The 19,617-nt window shown below is 60.5% G+C and carries 22 protein-coding genes, 1 tRNA gene and 1 rRNA gene; 12 read left to right on the top strand and 12 right to left on the bottom strand.

The window, feature by feature from the left end; genetic code table 11:
- A 5S ribosomal RNA gene (rrf, locus tag FEU76_RS17740) occupies positions 1–87 on the top strand; the annotation flags it as partial.
- A gap of 247 nt (positions 88–334) precedes the next feature.
- Positions 335–523 (top strand): hypothetical protein, encoded by a 189-nt coding sequence (locus FEU76_RS17735; RefSeq protein WP_016915953.1) that lies wholly within the window; start codon positions 335–337, stop codon positions 521–523.
- Positions 524–623: 100 nt separating this feature from the next.
- On the opposite strand, the gene FEU76_RS17730 is transcribed toward FEU76_RS17735, so the two are convergent.
- Positions 624–1,475: a Tim44 domain-containing protein gene (locus tag FEU76_RS17730; RefSeq protein ID WP_144984767.1), complete on the bottom strand. Its 852-nt coding sequence runs from the start codon at positions 1,473–1,475 to the stop codon at positions 624–626.
- Between the two features lie 142 nt (positions 1,476–1,617).
- On the opposite strand from FEU76_RS17730, the gene FEU76_RS17725 reads away from it, so the two are divergent.
- Positions 1,618–2,193, top strand: a complete 576-nt coding sequence (locus tag FEU76_RS17725; protein WP_144984764.1) for an isochorismatase family protein — start codon at positions 1,618–1,620, stop codon at positions 2,191–2,193.
- On the opposite strand, the gene yaaA is transcribed toward FEU76_RS17725, so the two are convergent.
- Complete coding sequence (gene yaaA, locus FEU76_RS17720) at positions 2,190–2,975, bottom strand: peroxide stress protein YaaA (protein ID WP_039183450.1); 786 nt, start codon at positions 2,973–2,975, stop codon at positions 2,190–2,192. The genes FEU76_RS17725 and yaaA overlap by 4 nt on opposite strands.
- Before the next feature lie 148 nt (positions 2,976–3,123).
- Positions 3,124–4,155: an NADP(H)-dependent aldo-keto reductase gene (locus FEU76_RS17715; protein WP_144984761.1), complete on the bottom strand. Its 1,032-nt coding sequence runs from the start codon at positions 4,153–4,155 to the stop codon at positions 3,124–3,126.
- Between the two features lie 249 nt (positions 4,156–4,404).
- Here FEU76_RS17715 and FEU76_RS17710 point away from each other — a divergent pair, with 249 nt between their 5' ends.
- Together FEU76_RS17710 and FEU76_RS17705 are read left to right on the top strand one after the other, a co-directional pair.
- A complete protein-coding gene (locus tag FEU76_RS17710; protein WP_039183448.1) occupies positions 4,405–4,902 on the top strand; it encodes a tetratricopeptide repeat protein in 498 nt (165 codons plus the stop codon).
- A 50-nt stretch (positions 4,903–4,952) separates the two neighbouring features.
- On the top strand, positions 4,953–5,462 hold the full coding sequence (locus FEU76_RS17705) for a hypothetical protein (RefSeq protein ID WP_039183447.1): 510 nt from the start codon (positions 4,953–4,955) through the stop codon (positions 5,460–5,462).
- On the opposite strand, the gene FEU76_RS17700 is transcribed toward FEU76_RS17705, so the two are convergent.
- The 5 genes from FEU76_RS17700 to FEU76_RS17680 all read right to left on the bottom strand — a co-directional run bounded on the left by FEU76_RS17700 (position 5,463) and on the right by FEU76_RS17680 (position 8,213).
- Positions 5,463–6,008, bottom strand: a complete 546-nt coding sequence (locus FEU76_RS17700; RefSeq protein WP_144984758.1) for an LOG family protein — start codon at positions 6,006–6,008, stop codon at positions 5,463–5,465.
- Between the two features lie 50 nt (positions 6,009–6,058).
- Positions 6,059–6,580 carry a DUF501 domain-containing protein gene (locus FEU76_RS17695; RefSeq protein WP_144984755.1) on the bottom strand — a complete coding sequence of 174 codons (522 nt, stop codon included), beginning with the start codon at positions 6,578–6,580 and terminating at the stop codon, positions 6,059–6,061.
- A gap of 12 nt (positions 6,581–6,592) precedes the next feature.
- Positions 6,593–6,895, bottom strand: coding sequence for a hypothetical protein (locus FEU76_RS17690; RefSeq protein ID WP_016915962.1), 303 nt, complete (start codon positions 6,893–6,895; stop codon positions 6,593–6,595).
- A gap of 39 nt (positions 6,896–6,934) precedes the next feature.
- Positions 6,935–7,342, bottom strand: a complete 408-nt coding sequence (locus FEU76_RS17685) for an acyl-CoA thioesterase (protein WP_039183441.1) — start codon at positions 7,340–7,342, stop codon at positions 6,935–6,937.
- Positions 7,343–7,406: 64 nt separating this feature from the next.
- Positions 7,407–8,213, bottom strand: a complete 807-nt coding sequence (locus FEU76_RS17680) for a hypothetical protein (protein WP_096921557.1) — start codon at positions 8,211–8,213, stop codon at positions 7,407–7,409.
- Between the two features lie 66 nt (positions 8,214–8,279).
- On the opposite strand from FEU76_RS17680, the gene FEU76_RS17675 reads away from it, so the two are divergent.
- Positions 8,280–8,639 (top strand): hypothetical protein, encoded by a 360-nt coding sequence (locus FEU76_RS17675; protein ID WP_144984752.1) that lies wholly within the window; start codon positions 8,280–8,282, stop codon positions 8,637–8,639.
- A gap of 19 nt (positions 8,640–8,658) precedes the next feature.
- Here FEU76_RS17675 and FEU76_RS17670 read toward each other — a convergent pair whose 3' ends face one another.
- Entirely contained in the window at positions 8,659–9,090 is a 432-nt protein-coding gene (locus FEU76_RS17670) for a hypothetical protein (protein WP_144984749.1), read from the bottom strand.
- A gap of 38 nt (positions 9,091–9,128) precedes the next feature.
- Here FEU76_RS17670 and FEU76_RS17665 point away from each other — a divergent pair, with 38 nt between their 5' ends.
- Positions 9,129–10,292, top strand: coding sequence for a MalY/PatB family protein (locus FEU76_RS17665; protein WP_144984746.1), 1,164 nt, complete (start codon positions 9,129–9,131; stop codon positions 10,290–10,292).
- Between the two features lie 23 nt (positions 10,293–10,315).
- On the opposite strand, the gene FEU76_RS17660 is transcribed toward FEU76_RS17665, so the two are convergent.
- The gene (locus FEU76_RS17660; protein ID WP_081193835.1) at positions 10,316–11,260 is read right to left on the bottom strand and encodes a tetratricopeptide repeat protein; all 945 of its coding nucleotides are present in this window, start codon (positions 11,258–11,260) and stop codon (positions 10,316–10,318) included.
- A 573-nt stretch (positions 11,261–11,833) separates the two neighbouring features.
- A tRNA-Met gene (locus FEU76_RS17655) sits at positions 11,834–11,910 on the bottom strand.
- Positions 11,911–12,186: 276 nt separating this feature from the next.
- Between FEU76_RS17655 and phbB the strand changes: the two genes are divergently transcribed.
- Positions 12,187–12,933: an acetoacetyl-CoA reductase gene (gene phbB / locus FEU76_RS17650; RefSeq protein ID WP_144984743.1), complete on the top strand. Its 747-nt coding sequence runs from the start codon at positions 12,187–12,189 to the stop codon at positions 12,931–12,933.
- 99 nt (positions 12,934–13,032) lie between these two features.
- Here phbB and FEU76_RS17645 read toward each other — a convergent pair whose 3' ends face one another.
- Entirely contained in the window at positions 13,033–15,846 is a 2,814-nt protein-coding gene (locus FEU76_RS17645) for a DUF349 domain-containing protein (protein ID WP_144984740.1), read from the bottom strand.
- 181 nt (positions 15,847–16,027) lie between these two features.
- On the opposite strand from FEU76_RS17645, the gene minC reads away from it, so the two are divergent.
- The 4 genes from minC (at position 16,028) to sbcB (ending at position 19,614) form a co-directional block, all read left to right on the top strand.
- Complete coding sequence (minC, locus tag FEU76_RS17640; protein WP_144984738.1) at positions 16,028–16,774, top strand: septum site-determining protein MinC; 747 nt, start codon at positions 16,028–16,030, stop codon at positions 16,772–16,774.
- Between the two features lie 158 nt (positions 16,775–16,932).
- A complete protein-coding gene (gene minD, locus FEU76_RS17635; protein ID WP_144984735.1) occupies positions 16,933–17,751 on the top strand; it encodes a septum site-determining protein MinD in 819 nt (272 codons plus the stop codon).
- Positions 17,748–17,999, top strand: coding sequence for a cell division topological specificity factor MinE (gene minE / locus FEU76_RS17630; RefSeq protein WP_016915987.1), 252 nt, complete (start codon positions 17,748–17,750; stop codon positions 17,997–17,999). Before minD ends, minE begins: the two co-directional genes overlap by 4 nt.
- A gap of 121 nt (positions 18,000–18,120) precedes the next feature.
- Positions 18,121–19,614: an exodeoxyribonuclease I gene (gene sbcB / locus FEU76_RS17625; protein ID WP_039183416.1), complete on the top strand. Its 1,494-nt coding sequence runs from the start codon at positions 18,121–18,123 to the stop codon at positions 19,612–19,614.
- Positions 19,615–19,617 lie beyond the last annotated feature (3 nt).

The raw sequence follows: 19,617 nt of genomic DNA, 5'->3' as shown, positions 1-19,617 counted from the left end.
TGATCCCATGCCGAACTCAGAAGTGAAACCGCTTAGCGCCGATGGTAGTGTGGGGTCTCCCCATGTGAGAGTAGGTCATCGTCAGGCACTTATACTGTAGAAAGCCCCGAGCACATTGTGTTCGGGGCTTTTTGCTGTGCGCTGCATACCTCAGGTGCTGAATGCGTCTTATCGCTGATCAATGTATCGCAGATCCATGCACGATATTTGCTCAAAGCTGGCTGGCTTAACATAATTTATAACAACTCCTTACCCTTCTCATCTGGTGTACAACCCTGTGCTCTTTTAGGATATGACTGAACGATCTGGAGTTATGACTCAGGAGGAGAACTACATGAATACGACGATCATCAAGAAGCTGGCGACTGCGCTTTTCATTGCGCTGATGGTAGGTGGTCTGGCGGCCTGTGATAATCAGGGCCCCGCCGAGGAGGCTGGCGAAAGCATTGATAACAGCATCGAAAGCGCCGGTGAAAGCCTGGAAGAGATGGGCGAGAGCATCGAAGAGTCTGCCGAAAACTAAGCAATACATTACCCGCTATCCGAACATGACGGGTCAAGCATAAAAAAACAGCCGCTGAATCAGCGGCTGTTTTGCGTTGCAGCGGTCAATGACACGCGTATCAGGCACCCGGGTTCTGCTCGATGCCTTGCAGGTACCAGGGAGCCTGGTCACGCATGGCGCGTGTGAGGTGCCAGGTTTCGTTGAACTCGGTCTGTTCGCCGTTCTCTTCCAGTAGGCCATGGAAGATGACCGTGGCTTCGGCAACGCCGTCGTACTCATTGATATCGCCAAGCTCGGCGAACAGGCGCACGACCTCCGTGCGGTTGTTGGCAGGCTCCTGCGCGCGCTCTTCGCGCAGCAGGTTGTAGAGCTCGGGGGTCACGTACTCCTGAATCTGGCTGAAGTCGTTATTGTCCCAGGCGCGCTGCAGCGTCATGAAGTGCTCCTTGGCGCCGCCGAGAAAGCGCTCTTTGTCGAACCAGTCAGGCGTGCTTTGCAGGCCGCTGGCTAAACTGCCGGGAGCCGCAGACGAAGAGAAGCTGGTGGGAGCGGGGGCAGCGTTACCATGCTGCTCGCGCTGGTAACCCGCTTGCGTGGCAGGACGACGTTGGCGCATGAAGGCGCGGAACGCAAAGATGGCGAGCGCCGCAACACCTACCATGACCAGCAGGTCCATCATGCGCAGCTCATCGAAGGCACCGCCAAAGAACAGCGCTGCCAGCAAGCCACCGGCCAGCAAGCCGCCCATCATGCCTCCCATACCGCCACGGCGTGCTGCGGCAGCGCCTGCCTGGCCCTGCTGGGCAGGCTGTGCCTGTTGCTGTGCGGGCGTGCTGGCAGGGCGGTCCGCCGAGCGAGACATGCTGCCCACGTTACCACCACCGCCCATGCGTCGTGCTTCGGCATGCTCGATGGCAGCACTCATACCCATCACGCTGACCAGCAGCATGACAAAAAACTGTCGTAACATTGAGGTTTCTCCCTTCAGGATGCAGAAAACGGAAGGCGCTGGGGACCCAGCTCCCAATCCATAAGCGATGGCCAGTGTACCGTGTAACGTCCTGTCTGGGTTATGCTGACACTCACTATAAAGACAAAAGTAGGGTGAAAAAGTGCGTATTCAAAAGACAGATAGTCTGCTGCTGCTGATCGATTTCCAGGCCGGATTGCTGCCCGTCATCGAGGGTGGCGAACTGGCCATTCGCGAAGCGGCCTGGCTGGCTGGAGTAGCCGAGATGCTGCAGGTGCCACGCTGGCTGACCGAACAGTACCCGGAGCGTTTAGGCGGCACGGAGGCGGGGCTGGTAAAGGCCGTGGGCACACATGAACGATGGCAAAAAACGCATTTCAGCGCCATGGAAGAGCCAGATTTTGCACAGGCCCTCAAAGCGCTGGGGCGGCATCAGATCGTCGTGTGTGGCACGGAAGCCCATATTTGCGTACTGCAAAGTGTGTTGGGCCTGCGAGAGGCGGGCTACGAGGTGTTCTGGCTGAGCGAAGCAACGGCTAGCCGTCGCCGCGAAGAGGCGCAGCTGGCCAAAGCGCGTGCCTGTGCGGCAGGCGCGGTGGCCGTCAGCGCCGACATGGTGGCGTATGAATGGCTGCACCGCTGTGACACCCCGCTTTTCAAGGAGGTGCACCAGCGATTCCTCAAACCGCGCTCACCTCAGCCGGTGACCTTTTTCTAGCGGTCCCGGTCGGCTTCCTTGCGTGTAAAGACCAGCGTATCGCCTTCCGATGCAGCCGAGTCGAAGCGATAACCTGCCACATCGAACGATGCCAGGGCATCGGGGTCGTTGATCTGTTGCTGGATGATCCACGCGCTCATCAAGCCACGGGCTTTCTTGGCATAGAAGCTGATGATCTTGAACGTACCGTTCTTTTCATCCTTGAACACTGGCGTAATGATGCGTGCATCCAGCTTCCGAGTGTCGATGGCCTTGAAGTATTCGTTCGAGGCCAGGTTGACCAGTACCCTGGAACCACTGTCTTCCATTGCCTGGTCGAGCGCGGGAGTCACCACAGGTTTCCAGTAGGCATAAAGGTCCTTGCCAGCATCGTTGGGCAGTTTGGTGCCCATTTCCAGACGGTAGGCCTGAATGAGATCCAGCGGGCGCAGCAAGCCGTAGAGACCTGAGAGAATACGCAGGTGCTGCTGCGCAAAGCGGTTGTCTGCCTCGCTGAAGGTCTCGGCCTGCAGGCCGGTATACACGTCCCCTTGAAATGCCTGAACGGCGGGCTTGGCGTTGTCTAGGGAGAAGGGGGGCTGCCATTCGGCAAAGCGCGCGGCATTGAGCCCGGCCAGCTTGTCGCTGATGCCCATCAAATCGCTCAGCTGTTGCGGTGAATAACCACGCAAGATATCGATCAGCGGCTGGCCATGCTCCAAGAAATCAGGCTGTGTCACCTGGTCGGTAGTGGATGGCGTTTCGAAATCCAGCGTTTTGGCCGGGGAAATGACGCTCAGCATGGAGGGCTCCTTTTGCCGTGACCAAGGTTAGGCCACTGCCCCACGTTAACGTGCGGGCAGTGACGAGAAATCGTGCAGCTATTATATCAAGCCTTGGGGTGTGCCAAGGCTATCGGGGTGATAGCGGCAGGGCTATCGGGCAGGGGCATCAGGGGCAGGGGTTTGGCATGCGGCGATGAATGTCATCGATGGCCGTGAGCACGTCCTCGTCCAGTTTGAGCCCTTCGCTGGCGAGGTTGCTTTCCAGCTGGTCCATGGTCGTCGCGCCGATGATGTTGCTGGTCAAGAAGCTGCGCGAGTTGACGAAGGCCAGCGCCATCTGCGCGGGGTCCAGGTCGTGCTCTCGGGCCAGGTCCACGTAAGCCTGTGTCGCCGCTTCCGCTTCTGGCGAGGTGTAGCGCTTGAAACGCTCATACAGCGTCAGGCGGCCCTTGGGAGGCTGGGCGCCGTTGAGGTATTTGCCTGACAGGACGCCAAAACCCAGTGGAGAATAGGCCAGCAGCCCGACGTCTTCACGATGAGCGATTTCCGCCAGTCCGACCTCGAAGGAACGGTTCAACAGGTTGTAGGGGTTCTGAATGGAGGCGACCCGGGGCAGGCCCAACTGCTCCGACAGATGCAGCATGCGCATGACGCCCCAGGGGGTCTCGTTGGAGAGACCTACGGCGCGAATTTTGCCTGCATCGACGAGTTCCTTCAGTGCCGACAGTGTTTCTTCGAGCGATGTGGTCTCTTCTTGGGCATCGTGCACATAGCCCAGCTTGCCAAAAAAGTTGGTGCTGCGCTCGGGCCAGTGCAGTTGATAAAGATCCACGTAGTCGGTCTGGAGCCGCTCGAGACTGGTGTCGATGGCCTGATGAAGGTGCTCCCGGCTCATCTTGGGCCCGCCGCGAATATGATCCAGGCCCGGGCCGGCTGCCTTGGTGGCGATGATCACGTCATCACGGGCGCCGCGCGCCTGCAGCCATGTGCCAATGTAGCGTTCGGTGAGCCCCTGCGTCTCTGCCTTGGGGGGAACCGGATACATTTCCGCCGTGTCGATGAAGTTGATGCCAAACGCAACGGCGCGATCCAACTGTTCGTGAGCTTCGGCTTCGCTGTTTTGCTCGCCAAAGGTCATGGTGCCTAAACACAGACGACTGACGTCGATGCCCGTTCTACCCAAGGGGCGCGTTTGCATTGACTCTCTCCTTAATTGAGACGTGATGTGCTCGGGTGGCAAGGCGCTGAGAAGCGCCATATTCGACCACTGGCAGCCATGTTAACGAGGCGCTACAAAAGCAGCAAATCAATAGGGTTGAGTCGGCGCCAAGGCAAGCGTATGCTTGCCAGCCCATTGATCGGCCCAGCGCTGATTTATCGCGTGGTTAGCGGCTCCTGAACGGCGCTAGCCGAAGTTTTCCAAGCAAAAGAGGCAGGGTGGTTTGCCATGCCGCAAGTATCATCGCTGTTGACTCGGCTGGAGTTTCGTCTGGCCGAGCAGCTGTTTCACACGCGTTGGCTGTTGCCGCGCTCGCCGCGTACCCAACGGCTGACGATGCGTCTTTTCAAGCGTTGTGCGGAAGCGGGTCACCCCGATGCGCAGTCGCTGTACGGACACATGCTGTTTCACCGTAGCGTGTCGCCTCAGGATAAAGCGCGCGGGGCTCGCTATGTATTGGAAGCTGCCCAGGCGGGTGATGTAAAGTCACAGTATCAGGTTGCGCATATCTACGAGCATGGCTGCGTGCAGTATCCGCGGCGCGAGGATTACGCGGTGACCTGGTATGCACGAGCGGCTCAAGCAGGCCATTATCTGGCGGCACAGCGTTTGGCACGTGCTTACAGCCGAGGTGAGCTAGGGCTGGTGGTGGACCAGGCTCAGGCAGCCTACTGGCTGCGCCTGGCTGAACAGCCTTTACTGGCAGGGCGCAGGGCTGCGGCGTGAGTGCGCTTGCAGCAGGTCGTTTGCCCGACGATAGACTGATGAGGAATGCAGTGTCCGAGACGCTACCAACAGTGCTGGATATTGAAGCGTCCGGATTTGGACGTGGCAGCTACCCGATCGAGGTTGGCATCGCGCGTGCCGACGGCAGCTGCTGCGCGTTTCTGATTCAGCCCCTCGAAGAGTGGACCCACTGGGATCCGAAGGCCGAACTGCTGCATGGTATTTCCCGTGATCGCTTGATCAAGGAGGGCTACCCGGTGCGCCAGGTGGCCCACTGGCTCAACGACGAGCTGCGCGGGCTTGGCAAGGCATACAGTGATAGCTGGGGCTACGACAATACCTGGCTGTCGCTGCTGTTCCATCATGCGGGCATGCTGCCCCGGTTTCGTCTGGAGGCGCTACGCATTCTGATGAGCGAAGAGCAGCAGGCGATCTGGAGTGCCACCAAGGAAGCCATCGTGGCCGAACGCAGTATCCATCGCCATCGGGCAGGCGAGGATGCGCGCCTGTTGCAACTGACGTATCAGCGCACCCTCGCCCAGCTGGTTCGCGCGTCCTGACTAGCGGAGCTGCGCTTCCAGCATGTCCAGCAAGTGAGCAGGCGTGGGCGCGTCCAGCAGCATGTCCCGCGTTGCCTGGGCCATGAATCCGTGGCCAACGGTGCCATCCAGGAAGGTCAGTAGCGGGGCATAGAAACCGTCGGTGTCCAGCAGGCCCATGGGCTTGTCATGGAGACCCAGATAGCCCCACGTCCATATCTCGAACAGCTCTTCAAACGTGCCAATGCCGCCGGGCAGGGCGATGAATGCATCGGCGTTGGCCGCCATGGTCGCCTTGCGTTCGTGCATGTTGGGTACGCGAATCAATTCGGTCAGCCCGAAGTGCGCCTGTTCGCGCTCCACCAGGTGGTCCGGCATGACGCCGATGACGTCACCGCCCGCAGCCAGGACTGCATTGGCCAGCTCCCCCATCAGACCAACCCGTGCGCCACCATATACCAGGGTGTGGCCGCGCTGTGCCAGTGCGCTTCCCAGCGTATTCGCAGCGTGACGAAAGGCGGGGCTGCTGCCCTCGCGTGAACCGAGGTAGACACATATCCGTGACATGGTGACGAGTCCTTATCGTAAACGGGTAGGGGCGATATTTTGCTGCCGTATCAAGCCAGGCAGCGTTGCACGTCGTAATGCTCATCCATCCATTGGCCGATCACATTGTGGCCGCACAAGTGGTGTGCATACTGCGTGTGCAGGCAGCGTACCTGCTGCCAGTTGCTGATGCCGCCAACGCCACGCTCGGTGAGCACATCGGTATAGCCAAGCCGCGCGACTGCTTCCCGCTGGGCCTCGCTCATGAAATGCCAGCGTGCCGCCACGTAATCCTCATGGCTTTGTCGATAGGCGGCGAGAAACTCGGGTTCCTCCTGCAGGCGCTGCTCCAGCGACTTGATGACGCCCACGGCCTCGATACGCGAGATCTCGATCTTGAGCAGGTCCGAGCAGAGCCAGTACAGGGTAGGAAACGGTTTGTCGTCAACGATGGGGGCCATGCGCAGCACGAGAGGGGTGCCATGCGCATCGGTGGCTGCAACGGCTTCGATACCGCGTGGGGCGCGCCCGAGCTGCTGGGTGATAATCGCCAGTTGGCGTTCGTCGGGTGCTTGGTCGGTACGAATAACCATTGCTGAGGGGTCTCACTGTTGGTCGTCTTGGACGAATTTGGTCGAACGGCCTACGGCTCTGAAAAAGCAGCGGTTCAGCTGTTCCGGTGACGCCACGTAGCGCCATTTCTCTTCACAGTACTCCGCCGCACGGGCCATCAGGGCGTCGTAGAGCCGATTGAACGGGGCATCATAATCGTAGGGGTCTGCGCCAAACAAGCGGATGTGCGGGTAATCGGCAAAACGCTCCATGAAATAGCGCTCCAGGTCGGCCTCGACGGCGCGGTGCTGCGCCGTATTGTCGGGATCGATCCAGAGATTGTAGCGGATAGCCATAAGGACTCCTGATGCCCTGCCCTGGGTGGCCCAAGCGGATCAGGCTGTTGCGGGCTCGGCGACTAAATGGGTGGAAAGTGCCCGACGCAGCTCTCCTTCGAGGGGGACGGCACGCTTGGCATGATGGTCATAATGCACCATGACCGTGTGTCCCAGGTTCGTCAACGTTTCGCGCTGGCGAGCTTCCTGTGTCACGGTGAAGGAGCTGTTGCCCAGCCGAGTCAGGTAGGTACGTATTTCGATATCGTGGCCATAAAACAGTTCAGCACGATAATCGATTTCCATTCGGGCCATGATCAGCCGCCACTGGCGTGGGTTCAGGTCGGGGGTGAAAAGCTTGAACAGATCGTTGCGTGCCAGCTCGAACCAGGCGGGCAGGCGGGTATTGTTGATATGGCCCAGAGCGTCGGTGTCGTAAAAGGCAGGCTCGATGATACGTGTAAACATCGTTTTATCCTTGTTATGGAGGCGTCAAAACACCTTGTCAGCATTCACCCAAGCGAGCGCTTGGTCAAGCGCGGCGTCGATGATACCAGGCAGTGAGCTGCATCCAGCCCAGCAGCCAGAGCGTCGCCACGGCAAACCCGGCCAGCGTGCCCCAGAAAAGCCCCAGCGTGTCATAGGTATAGGAAACGCACAGCGCATAGCACAGCAGTGAGCCCAAGCCCATGGGGTAGTGTTTGATGACCGTGGCCACCGGCGCATGTCCGTGATTCAAGTGCAGGATGAGCAAAAAAGGCAGCATGGTGACGGGGAAAGCCGCCAAGGTTCCCGCCCACTGAGGGGGCACCCAATGGGCAATCCGAGTGATGGTGAAGATGATGACGGTGGCCAGCGTGGCGCGTGCCAATAACGCTGACCAGGAAAACGCTCTGCCTGCCGAGCTTTTGACATCGGGCACCGTGCGAAATAGCCAGCTGAACAGCACGATGGCACACAGCGTGACCAGCGTACCAGTGACCCGCGTGAAGCTGAATTGTGCCAGCAGCGTACTGACGGCCAGCCAGGCAGCGAAACCGCCGAGTACGCCGCCGAGTACGCCCGGCATGCCGGGTCGGCGCCCCGCCACGATATAACCAGCCCCAAGGGCCATGGTGGCGGTAAAGCCCGCCAGGGTGTGAACGGCGCTTTCGCTGGCAAAGGCGGGTGAGATTTCCAAACCGATGAAAAACAGCGCCAGTGCCGTGCCCAGCGGATAGCCCGAGAGCAGTCCAGCCACGCGTGGGCTGGCGCGAACGGCGACCGCCCCCAGCCCCAATACCATGCTGACTGACAACCCCAGTTTGGCCAGTTGCCAGGTGAGCGGAACTTCTATCATGCGGCGTTTTCCTTGCTTTATTATGTGATTTATTAGTGGTGTGACAAACGTACGAGGCTCCAGACCGTGACGCGGACGACCCCCTCAAAACAGCATGCGCTTTCACCGCCCCCCAAGCCGCCGTGCTGTGAGCTATGTCAGCGCGACACCGCATTGACCAAGCATCACCTGATCCCCCGCACGCTGCATGACAAGCCGCGTTACCAGAAGCGGCATAGCCGTGAAGAGCGGCTGACGGCGATCGTCTGGATCTGCCACCCCTGCCATAAGCATATCCACCGCCTCTATAGCGAGCGTGAATTGGCCGACCGCTTTGCCAGCCTGGAAGCGCTGCAGGCAGACCCGGAGATTCACGCCTTCGTGACGTGGCTGGCTACCAAACCTGCTGGTTTCAAGCCCAAATCGCCGGTGCGCAAGCGCTGCTGAGCCCGTTTTCAGCCAGAGCCTAAACCAGGCGCAGCCCCTGCTGGTCTTGCCAGGCCGCCTCCAGCGCTTGCTCGAGCGGTGCCTTGAGATGCTCGGGCAGTGCGGCGTGGGCATCGTTCAGCGACACGAAGTCACGGTTGCGCAGCCAGCAGTAGGCCCAGGCGCACGCCTCTTGTTCGCTTTGCGGCGCAGGGCGGGCAGGCATCTGGTTGAGCAGAAACACCGCCGTACGAGGCGCCCAGAGCGGTATTTCAGCGCTCTTCTCTACGCTCCACTGTCGGAGTGTAGCGCCATTGGGGGTCGATTCCGGCGTGCCCAGCTTCGCGACGCGAGCCGTTTCCGCCAGAATCAGCGCCAACTGGTCTCCATCGGCTCTGCCCAGCGACAGCCACTGACGCAGCAGCGCCGGGAGCCCCCTGCGCACCTTGGTATAAAAGTCATCTTGCGGCATGCTGCGTGACTACCTCGTAAACATAAGTGAGACCGATCATGGCATTCGATTTTGCCACGCCTGTTGAGCGACGCGCCCCTGCTGGAGGTTATGCATCCCAAAAATGGCACCGCTTTGATGCCGACGTGTTGCCGCTGTGGGTGGCCGACATGGACTTTCGCTCGCCCCCTGCCGTGATAGACGCGCTGCGGGCACGGGTCGATCATGGCGTCTACGGGTACGGCGAAGTGCCCGCCAGTTTGCCCGATACTCTCTGTCAATGGAGCGCCCAGCACTATGGCTGGACGATTGAGCCGAGCTGGCAGCAGTGGCTGCCAGGCGTGGTGCCGGCGCTGCACTTTGCCGCCATGGCGCTGACCCAGCCAGGCGAAGGCATCTTGACGGTCGCCCCGATCTATCCCCCCTTCATGGCGGTGGCTGCCCGTACAGGGCGCGTGGCGCAGCAGGCGATGTTAGCCGAGCCCGCCGCCCCTGGCGAGCCCTGGACGCTGGATATTGCCGCGCTGGAAGCGGCCATTACCCCACAAACGCGGCTGCTGCTATGGTGCCATCCCCACAACCCAACGGGGCGCGTCTGGTCCACAGAGGAACTGACGGCCCTGGCAGCGTTGGTGGAGCGCCATGACCTGTGGGTGGTCTCGGATGAACTGCACTGTGACCTGCTATTGGGAGAGGGCGACAAGCATCGTCCGTTGGCGGCCATGTTTCCCACCCTGGCCAAGCGCACCATCACGCTGTGGGCACCGTCCAAAACCTTCAACCTGGCCGGGTTGACCAGCGCCTGTGCCGTCATCGCCGATGCCGAACTGAGAGAGCGCTTTGCCACGGCCACCAAAGGGTTCTTGCCCGATGGCAATGTGCTGGGACTGGTGGCTGCCGAGGCTGCCTACCGTGACGGGGAGCCGTGGCGGCAGGCGTTGCTGGAGGTGCTTCGTAGCCATCGGGCAACGCTGGAAGCACGCGTGGCCACGTGGCCCGGTGTCTCGCTGAGCGCGCCAGAGTCCACCTATCTGGCGTGGCTGGATATGCGTGAGGCGGGTCTGGGGGCGTCTCCCGCCCAGGCGCTGTTGGAGCAGGCAGGCGTCGCGTTGTCGGACGGTGCCGCGTTTGGCTGCCCGGGGTTCGTACGGCTCAATTTTGGAACCACCGCTTCCCAGTTGGAAGCGGCGTTATCGCGGATGGATACGCTATTAAAAGCGTGATGCGCAGTGCTGGTTGTACAGCATCAATAAAGCAGGGCGAACAGCTTGCGGCGGTAGGTGACCGTCAACGGGTGGTCGGCTCCCAGCGCATCGAATACCTGCAGTAGCGTTTTGCGGGCCGCGTCGTCGTTATAGGCGCGGTCCTGCTTCATCAGCGCCAGCAGGGCTTCCAGGCCTGCGTCGTACTGGCCATCGGCCACCTGGCGCAGCGCCCGCTGGTATTGAGCTTCGCTATCCGTGCGCTCGCCCAGTGCAGCGATCTCTTCGGCAGGTAGCGCCTGTTCGCTGAACTCGATGCTGGCGCGCACGCCGCGCGCGGGCGCGGCATCGCGCTCTTCGGGGGGCAAATTGTCCAACACACTGCGCGCCTCTTCACCGCGGCCTTCGGCGACCAGCGCTTTGGCCAACCCCACCTGATACGCGTAGTGCTCGGGATATTGGCCCATCAGCGTTTGGTAGATCTCCCGTGCGCCAGCGGCGTCGCCAGCCCCCAAGGCTTCCTCTGCCTGCTCTTCGGGGCTGAGCGGTGCATCACCGGGAGCAGGGAAGTAGCGATTGAGCCACTCGCGGACTTCTTTCTCTGGCAACGCCCCCTGGAAGCTATCCACCAGGCCACCCTGGCTCACCAGCTTCACGTCTGGCACCGAGCGCACGCCAAGCTGGCTGGCAATTTCCGGGTTGGCTTCCACGTCCAGCGTGGCCAGCAGAAACGCCCCGGCATACTCGACGGCCAGCTTCTCGAGCACCGGCATCAGGTTTTTGCACGGCTCGCACCAGGGTGCCCAGCAATCCAGGAGTACCGGTACCTGCATGGACGCTTCCAGCACCTGCTGAATATTGCCCGCGTTCAGTTCGATGATGACCTCTTCGCGAGTAACGGAGGGGCGCTCGCCCTGTGCAGCAGCACTCTGGCTGGTCGCGGGGTCGGCCGTCAAAGGGTTGCCGGTGCGTGGATCGATAATCGACATGGGTAAACTCTGCATCGCGTGAAAAAGGGATTACCCTTGGATATGCAGGCGCGAGGCGGAGGATTCAAGCAATGTGTTGGAAATAAAACGTTGGCCGCAAAAGTTTTGCTGCACAAATGACACGCACAAAAAAGCCGATCCTCGAAAGAATCGGCTTTTTCTATGTTTGGTAGCGGGGACCGGATTTGAACCGATGACCTTCCCGGGGTGATCAAGAGCTGAGCCCGACGAGCTACCTCTCTGTGCACTTACCGCACAGGCACAAAAAAGCCGATCCTCGAAAGAATCGGCTTTTTCTATGTTGGGTAGCGGGGACCGGATTTGAACCGATGACCTTCCCGGGGTGATCAAGAGCTGAGCCCGACGAGCTACCTCTCTGTGCACTTACCGTGCAGGCACAAAAAAGCCGATCCTCGAAAGAATCGGCTTTTCTATGTTGGCTAGCGGGAAGCGGATTTGAACCGATGACCTTCCCGGGGTGATCAAGAGCTGAGCCCGACGAGCTACCTCCCTGTGCACTTACCGTGCAGGCACAAAAAAGCCGATCCTCGAAAGAATCGGCTTTTCTATGTTTGGTAGCGGGGACCGGATTTGAACCGATGACCTTCGGGTTATGAGCCCGACGAGCTACCAGACTGCTCCACCCCGCATCAACGTGTGGCGTATTCTACGCATTTTTATCGCCAAGTCAACCCCTTCGATAAAACGCTTTTATGCTGGCGGTCATGGTCATCGTGCTGCAACATGGCCAGAGTATAGCTATGCTTTCAATAGGCATAATAAAAAGCATGCTGTCAGCAGGCCGTCTCGACATTCACGCGGCGTGCTGTAAGTGAAAAAAGCGTGAAGGCGCTTATTCAAAGTGGCTTGCGACGCCATAACAGTGCTTACAGTCCAAGCCATTTGTCATATCAGGGAGGTAGTCAATGGCCAATCAAGCCCCCGTCGCCTGGGTAACTGGTGGAACTGGTGGAATCGGAACGGCAATCTGCCGCGCGTTGGCAGATGCGGGTTATTTGGTAGTGGCGGGGTATCACAACCCTGACAAGGCCAAGACGTGGCTGGAAGCGCAGCAGGCCGATGGCTATGACAACATTGCATTGTCCGGTGTGGATTTGTCCGACCACAATGCCTGTGTCGAAGGTGCCCGCGAGATCCACGAAAAGCATGGGCCCATCAGTGTGCTGGTCAACTGTGCCGGTATCACTCGCGATGGCACCATGAAAAAGATGTCCTACGAACAGTGGTATCAAGTCATTGATACCAACCTCAATACGGTATTCAACACGTGTCGCAGCGTGATCGAGATGATGCTGGAGAATGGCTACGGCCGGATCATCAACATCTCTTCCATCAATGGACGTAAAGGCCAGTTTGGCCAGGTGAACTATGCGGCGGCCAAGGCCGGTATGCATGGTTTGACCATGTCGCTGGCGCAGGAAACGGCCACCAAGGGGATTACGGTCAATACCGTGTCGCCGGGCTATATCGCCACCGATATGATCATGAAGATTCCCGAGCCGGTGCGCGAAGCGATCCGCGAAACCATTCCGGTGAAGCGCTACGGCACACCGGAAGAGATTGGTCGCCTGGTGACGTTTCTGGCGGACAAGGAGTCAGGGTTCATTACCGGCGCCAATATCGACATCAACGGCGGCCAGTTCATGGGTTAAGCCTTGCTGCCAAGCGCGGCGCTTCACAAGAGCGACGTGGAAAACGGGAGGCCATGCGCCTCCCGTTTGCATGCGTGCCGAATGACGTGTTCGGTTAGCTCAAGGCTGGGGCGGTCTGGCCAGCCGCTGCAGCATGCGGTCGATTTCAGACGCTTCTTTTTGCCACAACGGGCTGGGTAACGGCCCCAGGGCGAGCAGTTCGGCCAAGACGTCATTCAGCTCATCGACGGGGCTGCGCATTTGATGGATACCGCTGTTGAGCCGCTCGACCTGAATGGCCAGGCGCAGCGGCTCGTCACGTTGATTGACGGTTCCTAGCGCCAGCAACGAAAGATGCACCCTCAGGCGGGCCAGTGGCTCTTCCAGAGCGTTATCCTGCGCGGGCGTGCCGGCGGCAAGCAGTGCTTGTCGCGCCTGATTGCGCTGTTGATGAGCGTGTGCAAAGGGCTCGGGTAGCGGTCTGTCATGCACGTCGGGCACCTCGACGTCAGCAGCAGGCCCGCCTTGCAACGCTTGCTGATCGGCCTGCAGGTGCGCATGGACGAGTGGCGTCAGCGCTTGCCATTGATGCACGGCCTCGGTCATGGCCAGCCGGTTCAGACGCTCGCGTTTGGCGCGCACGATGCCGCCCAAACGGCGCTGCATGCCCTCGCTGCGCCGATGCCTGGGCAGGGGTTCCCACTGCTCGATACGAGAGAGATACTCCTCGAGGGTGCGGGTATCGCTGGCGCGGGTGGGCTGCCAGCTTTCCATTTCATCGATGATCTCCTGCAACTGGTCCAGGGACTGCTGTTGTCGCGTGGCTTGGGCCTGCTTGCGTGCTTCCCGCTGTGCAAACAGCTGGTCGCAGGCGCTGCGGAAGGCTTTCCAGAGGGCCTGTTCCTCACCTTTTGGCGCACGTCCCAGGGTTCGCCACTGCTGTTGCAGCTGTTTGGTGCGCGCAATGCGCGCTTCCAGCGGCTGGGCGTCATCGCTTTGCAGAGCATTGACCTGTTCGATCAGATCGCGCTTTTGGTTGGCAATCTGCTCCGCACGCTGATCGATCAAGGCCTGGAGGCGATGGCGAATGGCGCCAAATCGTCGGCCAATCGCTTCGCCATGCTCGCGTGGCACGGGAGAGTAGTGGCGCCACTGAAGACGTGCCTTGTCACGAATTTCTCGTAGCGCGTCCGGGTCGGCATCCTCGGCCGGCTGGGCCAACAGGGTTTCGAGCTGTTCGCAGAGCGCTTCACGGCCACGCAGATTGGCGTCGCGCTCGGCGTCGAGCTGAGCGCGCCAAGGGGCCAGGCGCTCGTGAATCCGGTCGGAGGCGTGGCGAAAGCGTGCGGATTGCTCGCGATTGGCGGCGGCATCTCCCAGCGCTTTCCACTCCTTGACCAGTTGACGGTGATGGCGGTCCAGTGCCGCTTCGGCCATGTGCTGGTCATCGGCCAGGGCCTCGATGCTGGCGCACAGCTGTTCACGTTTGGGGCCTGCCACGAAGCCGCGCCAGTCCCGCAGTTCGGCCAGCCGGGCGCCTAGCTGCTTGAGTCGGCGCTTGAGGGGCTGGGCCTCGTCGCCGGACAGCGCTTCTATCAGAGGCTTGAGACGCTGGTGCTGGCGGCTAGCGCTTTTGAACGAGCCGCGCTCCAGCAGATGCTCGAAGCTGTCCAGGTCGGCTGCCAGGGCCTCGAGCGAGGGCCCCGCGGGTGGTGAAGCGCTGGTCTTGAGCGTATGTGCCAGCTGTTTTTGCGCCTGGATCAGCAGGGCGGGAGGCGTCAAGGTGGCAGGCCAGTCGCACTGGGTCATCAGTGCGCGGAGCGCCGTGGTGTCATGCTGGACCACCGCTTGTTCCAGTGCGCTGCGTACCGACAGCCAGCGCTGCCAGGCCTCCAGGCAGTGTTCGTACTGTTGCAGCACTTGGAAATAGCGCTGCTGGGCAGTCTCGTGAGGGGCGTGCTGATCGGAGAGCGCTTGCCAACGCTGGTCCAGCAGCTGTCGCTGGGCGCGCAGGCTATCGATATCCTGAGCCGTCAGGTCGGTGCCGTGGGTCAGGCCTTCCAGCGTTTCTTCGAGCCCGCTCAACAGCTGATCGCGAGTGTTCTCTACTTCGGCTCTTCTTGCCAGGCTTTGCTGGCGTGCCTGCTCCTGTGCTTCATGGTCTTGCAGCGTTTTGCGGCAACCCAGTACGGCCTGCTGGAAGCGTTGCTCCTGTTCGGCAGTGGCCGGATGATCCAACTGACGCCATTCCCGCTCGAGGTGGCGAAAGCGACCGCCATAGAGTGGTTCCCAAGGCGCGTGAGCGTGCTTTTCCATTTGCGTCAGGAGGTGTTCGCGTTGAGCCAACTGATCGGCCAGCCATTCGGCATCGTCGCGACGCTGGGTGAGCTTTTCCTTGGCCAGCCGCACCACTTGTCGGTCGCGCCGGGCTTCTTTCAACAAGCGCTTGAGGTTGTCTTCTCCGGTGATGCGCTCGGCTGCCTGCTGGCGAACGACTGCCACGCTGTTATGACAGGCGTGCTCCACCAGGGCCTGCTCATCGGTAATCCGCTCCAGGGCGGCCAGGCGCAGGCTCAGGTTGTCGCCTTGGCCAGCCAACGCGTTCAACACTCGTGGGTCGCTCAGCTCGGCCACCAGGGTTTGGCGCGTGGCGAGGTCGGTGCGGCCCTCGGCCCCGGCAAGTCGCTGGCAAAGCGCATTGAACCACGCCTCATTAGCGGCTTGCCCGGAGTAGCCTGCCATCAAGCCTTTCAGGTCATCCAGCGCCAGCAAAGCGGCCAGTGCGACGTCGGCGTTGTCGTCCCGGGCGAGCGTGACAAGCGCGGTGCGCTGCTCAGGATGCTGCGGGTCCAGCGTGTGAAGTGCCTTGAGACGCACCTCGGGATCGGGGTGTTGCCAACGAGGAGCGAACAGGCGTCGTAACAGTCCGTGCATGGATCATCCTGCCAAGAGGTGCGTAACATGAAAAAAATCAGCCATCGATGAGTAGGCGGTTGCAGTCATCGTCGCTGTCGCTTAGCTTTGCCCTATGGTTGTGAGTTTTCCAGTCAATCACAACCCAAGGCGCGAGATTGCGCTACCCTTATTTTACCTGAACAAGACATGGAGTTCGGCCATGAGCCTCAACGCCAACAGTGCCGACATAGCCTTCACCTTCAAAGGCGGCATGCTGCCGATGACCGTCATGGAGTTGACCAGTGCTGATCCGGAGCGCATCCGGCGTCAGTTGGCAGGCAAGTTGTCGCAATCACCCGCGTTCTTTCAGCATACACCGGTTGTGTTGAGTGTGGAAAAGCTCGATGAGCCGCACCTGGCGCTGGAGCGTATCTGTGCCGTATGTCGCGATCACAAGCTGTTGCCCGTGGCCGTACGCGGAGGCGCCGAGCCGATCCGCCAGTCTGCCTGGGCGCTGGGGCTGGGCTGGTTTGCCCCGGTAGAAGAGGGGCGTGCAAGGGCGTTGGAAAGCGTCGCGCCGCTGGCTGAACCAACCCAGGAAGATGAGGAAGAAGCGCTTCAGCCCGCGCAAGTGCCGGGGGTTACGCGCCTCTACAGAGGGACGGTGCGCTCCGGGCAGCAGGTAAGCTCTGCCGCAGGCGACCTGATCGTGATTGGCGCGGTGAACGCAGGCGCCGAAGTATTGGCGGCAGGCAGTATCCATATTTACGGTGCCTTGCGAGGGCGTGCCCTGGCAGGTATCCATGGCAATACCGATGCCGGCATCTACTGCCGGGAACTGGAAGCCGAGCTGCTGTCCGTGGCGGGCAACTACAAGCGCCTGGAAGATATCGACTCTCAACTGCTGGGGCGGGCAGCTGAGGTGCATTTCATCGCGGAACAGCTGGATATCAAACCTTTGGACTGAGCCGAGTGGCTGAACCGCCGGGCAGAGGCTGATGTTTTCTGCCTAGCGACGCCGCCGCCGCGATCCGTTACAGTACCGCTTTTGACGACATTGATGTTCCCGTTAGGTGAATAGCGCCACGGCGCTCGCCATAAACGACTTCAAGAAGGAAGTGACTCTTGGCCAAAATTATTGTGGTGACCTCTGGTAAAGGGGGGGTCGGTAAAACTACCAGCGCTGCGGCGATTTCGACGGGCCTGGCACTGCGCGGCAAGAAAACCGTAGTGATCGATTTCGATGTGGGGCTGCGTAACCTGGATCTGATCATGGGGTGCGAGCGTCGCGTGGTCTACGATCTGGTCAACGTGATTCAGGGAGAGGCTGGTCTGAATCAGGCTTTGATTCGTGACAAGCGGGTAGAGAACCTGTTTATCCTCCCCGCGTCGCAAACCCGTGACAAGGATGCGCTGACCCAGGAAGGCGTGGAAAAGATCCTGGAGCAGTTGAAGGAAGACTTCGACTTCATCCTGTGTGACTCCCCGGCAGGTATCGAGCGTGGCGCCCAGTTGGCCATGTACTTTGCTGACGAAGCCATCGTGGTGACCAATCCCGAGGTGTCGTCGGTACGTGATTCGGATCGTATTCTGGGGCTGCTGGGCTCGAAAACCCAACGTGCCGAGCAGGGGCTGGAGCCGGTCAAGGAGCACCTGTTGATCACCCGCTACAACCCGTCGCGTGTGACCTCGGGCGACATGCTCACGCTGGAAGACATTCGCGAGATTCTGGCCATCGACCTGTTGGGGTTGATTCCGGAATCCGAAGCGGTGCTGCGCGCTTCCAACCAGGGGGTGCCGGTGACCCACGATGCGGCCAGTGATGCTGGGCAAGCCTACACCGACACTGTGTCTCGGCTGCTGGGTGAAGAGATGCCGCTGCGTTTTCATGAGCTTCAGCGCAAGGGATTGCTGAGCCGGATGTTTGGGGGTAGTCGTCGATGAAACTGCTGGAATTCTTGAAGCGTGAGCGCAAGAAATCCGCCTCGGTGGCCAAGGAACGATTGCAAATCATCGTGGCGCATCAGCGTAGCCAGCGTGGTCAGCCAGACTACATGCCGCTGCTTGAGCGCGAACTGCTGGAAGTCATCCGCCGCTATGTGCACGTGGATGACGATGCCATTCAAATCTCCCTGGACAGTGAAGACAACTGTTCGGTGCTGGAGCTGAACGTGACGTTGCCCAAGAGCTAGGGGCTGGGCGATGTAGCGGCGATAGGCGTCGTGGGTGTGCTAGTCTTGAGCTTTTGTTCCCACCCGACCCGCATGGGCGTTGCCTGTGGGTGGGGGATTTCGCTCAAGGGAGTATGCATTCATGGCGCCATCCCATGCCGCCCCGGCCAGTTTTCTATGGCACGACTACGAGACTTTCGGTGCTGACCCACGCCGTGATCGGCCTGCCCAGTTTGCGGCACTGCGCACCGACGCCGAGCTCAACGAAATCGGCGATCCCATCGAGCTCTACTGCAAGCCCGCCGATGACTACCTGCCGCATCCGGCAGCCTGTCTGATTACCGGCATCACGCCTCAGAAAGCCCGTCGCAAAGGGCTGCCGGAAGCCCAGTTTGCCCAGCAGGTACAGCGCGCCATGAGCGAGCCGGGCACCTGTGTCGCGGGTTACAACAGCCTGCGCTTCGACGATGAAGTCTCCCGCCACCTGTTTTATCGTAACCTGCTCGACCCCTATGCCCGTGAGTGGCAGAACGGCAATTCTCGTTGGGACCTGATCGACGTCGTACGGGCTTTTTACGCGCTGCGCCCGGAGGGTATCGAGTGGCCGCTACGTGACGATGGCGCACCCAGCTTCAAACTGGAGCATCTGACGGCGGCCAACGGCATTGCCCATGAAGGGGCCCACGATGCGGTGGCCGATGTGCGTGCCACCATTGCCCTGGCCAGATTGCTCAAGACGCGTAATCCCAAGCTGTTCGACTACTTGCTGGGCCTGCGCGGCAAACGGGCGGTGGCCCAGCAGCTGGATTTGCCGAATGCCAAGCCGCTGCTGCATATCTCGCGCCGCTACCCGGCCAGTCGTGGCTGTAGCGCCCTGGTCATGCCCTTGGCCGAGCATCCCACCAACCCCAACGGGGTGATCGTCTATGACCTGAGCGTGGCACCGGACGACCTGCTCTCATTGAGTGCGGAGCAGATTCGTGAGCGGGTGTTCGTCAGCCAGCAGGATCTTTCTGAAGGCGAGGCGCGTATTCCCCTCAAGGTGATTCACATCAACCGCTGCCCGGTGGTCTTTCCAGCCACGGTGCTCAAGGATATCGAGGGTGAGCACAAGGGAGAGTACGGGGCGATTGCTGCCCGGCTGGGCGTCGATATTGCGGCCTGCCGAGGGCACTGGAAAACCCTGCGCGCTGCCGCCGGGGTGGCCCAGAAGGTCAGAGAGGTGTTTGATGCCAAGCATGACGCATCGCCCCAGGACCCTGACCTGATGCTGTACGCCGGCAGCTTTTTCTCGGCGGCAGACCGCCAGCAGATGGAAAGCGTGCTGGCCATGGAGCCGTGGGATCTGGTGGGCCAGCGCTTTGCCTTTCAGGACCCGCGTCTGGAAGAGATGCTGTTCCGTTTCCGCGCCCGTAGCTATCCGGAAACGCTGGAAGGCGATGAGCGTGAGCAGTGGGAAGCTTTTCGCTGGATGCGCATGAACGATCCGGCGTTATCCGGGTTTACCTTGAAAGCGTTTGCCCGAGAAATCGAACGGTACAATCAGCAGTCGCTGAGTGACCATGAGCGGCAGATACTGGAAGAGCTGGTGATGTACGTGGAGGCCATGATGCCCGCCCAGGCGTTCGACGCCTGAGCG

The organism is Halomonas sp. C22 (genome assembly GCF_007655045.1).
Classification (GTDB): domain Bacteria; phylum Pseudomonadota; class Gammaproteobacteria; order Pseudomonadales; family Halomonadaceae; genus Vreelandella; species Vreelandella hamiltonii.
This window is presented reverse-complemented; position numbering and strand designations above follow the sequence as displayed.